Here is a 2128-nt window from a genome sequence, read left to right as displayed (position 1 = left end):
CGCCGCTGACCGGTGGACGGCACCGAGCCGTCTGATGACTTGAAGAAGGGGGAGGCCTCGCGGCCTCCCCCTTTTTTTGCGTTAAAAGGCGACATTCTCTATTTAATTAAATCAATCCTATCATCCGCCGGTGAATATAAACGTTCACCGTTCTGTGGCTGGTTCTCTGTTCTCAATGGACTAATATTTGCTTTAGCGCACTGCTGCGCTTGTCCTGTTTTACACGGGTCGTTTTATTGATTGTGACGGAAGGACTCACATGGCAGATGTTCATGAGCTGCTTGATACTTGGATTGCCAATGTCAAGGACGAGGAGCTCCTCGCTGAGCTCAACACGATGAAGGAGCAGGGTGATGAGGACGCCATCACCGACGCTTTCTTCCAGAATCTCGCCTTCGGTACTGCCGGTCTTCGCGGCACTATCGGTGCAGGCACCAACCGTATGAATATCTATACGGTCGGTCGCGCGACGCAGGGTTTTGCTGACTATCTCAATGCGACCTTCGAGCATCCGACGGTAGCCATCGCTCGCGATAGCCGCAATAAGGGTGAACTGTTCGTTAAGACGACGGCTGCCATTCTTGCAGCAAACGGTGTGACTGCCCTCGTGTATCCCAAGATTTCTCCTGTGCCGACGCTCTCCTGGGCAGTCCGTGATCTTAAGTGCTCCGGTGGCATTTGCATGACTGCTAGTCATAACCCGGCGCCGTATAACGGCTATAAGGCCTATGGCCCCGACGGCTGCCAGATCACCAGCGAGGCCGCCGATGCAATTTCTAAGGCTATCGCCGAGACAGATACGTTCACCGGCGTGAAGTCCATGGACTTCGATGAGGCTCTTGAGCAGGGTCTGGTCAAATGGATCGATGACTCGTGCCTCGAGCGTTATTACGACGCCGTTCTCGCGCGCGGCGTTACGAATCTTTCTGCCGAGGAGATCGCTGGCGCTCCGCTTAAGCTTGTCTATACGCCGCTGAATGGTACCGGCCTCATTCCCGTCACCACGGTGCTCGAGCGCGCTGGCATCACTGATGTCACGGTTGTTCCCGAGCAGAAGGAACCTAACGGCGATTTCCCGACCTGCCCGTATCCTAACCCCGAGATCCGACAGGCCATGCAGAAGGGCATCGATCTCTGCGAGCAGGTTCACCCCGATCTGCTGCTTGCAACCGATCCTGACGCCGACCGTGTTGGCGTTGCTGTCAAGAATGGTGATGACTACCTGCTGCTGACCGGCAACGAGATGGGCGTCCTACTGCTCGACTATATTTGCAAGACCCGTGCCGCCCGCGGCGAGGATCTCACCAAGAAGGTCGCGGTTACTACTATCGTTTCTTCCGCCATGGTCGATGCACTGGCCGAGGAGTATGGCTTTGAGCTCCGTCGCTGCCTGACGGGCTTCAAGTACATCGGCGACATCATTACCTCGCTTTCCGATGCTGGCGAAGTCGATCGCTTTATCTTCGGTTTTGAGGAGAGCTACGGCTATCTGGCCGGCGACCATGTGCGCGACAAGGACGCCGTGAGCACTTCGTTGCTGATTTGCCAGATGGCTCAGTATTACAAGCTGCAGGGTAAGAACCTGGCCGACGCGATGCACGAGCTGTACGAGAAGTATGGCTACTATCACAACAAGACGATTTCGCTGAGCTATCCGGGTGCTGAGGGCGCGGCAAAGATGTCCGGCATCATGGCCGGTCTGCGCGAGAACCCGCCTGCGGAGCTCGCCGATTCTAAGATTGAGGCCGTCGTGGATTACAACACCTGCGTGAACGGCCTGCCGAAGGCTAATGTCATTGAGTTCGATCTCGAGGGTGGCAACAAGGGTATTGTTCGTCCTTCCGGCACCGAGCCCAAGATCAAGCTGTACATCTTCGCTAAGGGCGCGGATGCCGCCGAGGCTGATGCAGCACTTGACGCGATTGAGGAGTCCGGTCGAAAGCTGTTGGCCTAAGGTTTTGAAAGCCTATTTCTATAGATAGACGAAAGAGGGGATCTCGGAAACGAGGTCCCCTCTTATATTTAGCTAGCAAGCCGAGAGTCCTTATATGTGTAGGAAATGTGTACGCCCAGATTCCCGCCCCCGGCGCCCCTCCGGTCTGGCAATATATCTCCTTGCCGCGCGGCC

Annotated in this window: 1 protein-coding gene; it reads left to right on the top strand. The window is 55.9% G+C overall.

What is annotated here, in order from left to right:
- The first annotated feature begins 259 nt into the window (after nucleotides 1-259).
- Nucleotides 260-1954 carry a phospho-sugar mutase gene (locus tag AAAV21_RS10065; protein ID WP_349109392.1) on the top strand — a complete coding sequence of 565 codons (1695 nt, stop codon included), beginning with the start codon at nucleotides 260-262 and terminating at the stop codon, nucleotides 1952-1954.
- The last annotated feature ends 174 nt before the right edge of the window (nucleotides 1955-2128 follow it).

Origin of the sequence: Collinsella sp. CLA-AA-H302 (genome assembly GCF_040093305.1) — a bacterium.
GTDB lineage: Bacteria > Actinomycetota > Coriobacteriia > Coriobacteriales > Coriobacteriaceae > Collinsella.
Note: the sequence above shows the minus strand (reverse complement) of the source record. Positions and strands in the feature narration are given on the sequence as shown.

Bases quoted from the DNA above. Each gene is read 5' to 3' on its own strand.
- AAAV21_RS10065 (WP_349109392.1), top strand. From the start codon at position 260: ATGGCAGATGTTCATGAGCTGCTTGATACTTGGATTGCCAATGTCAAG.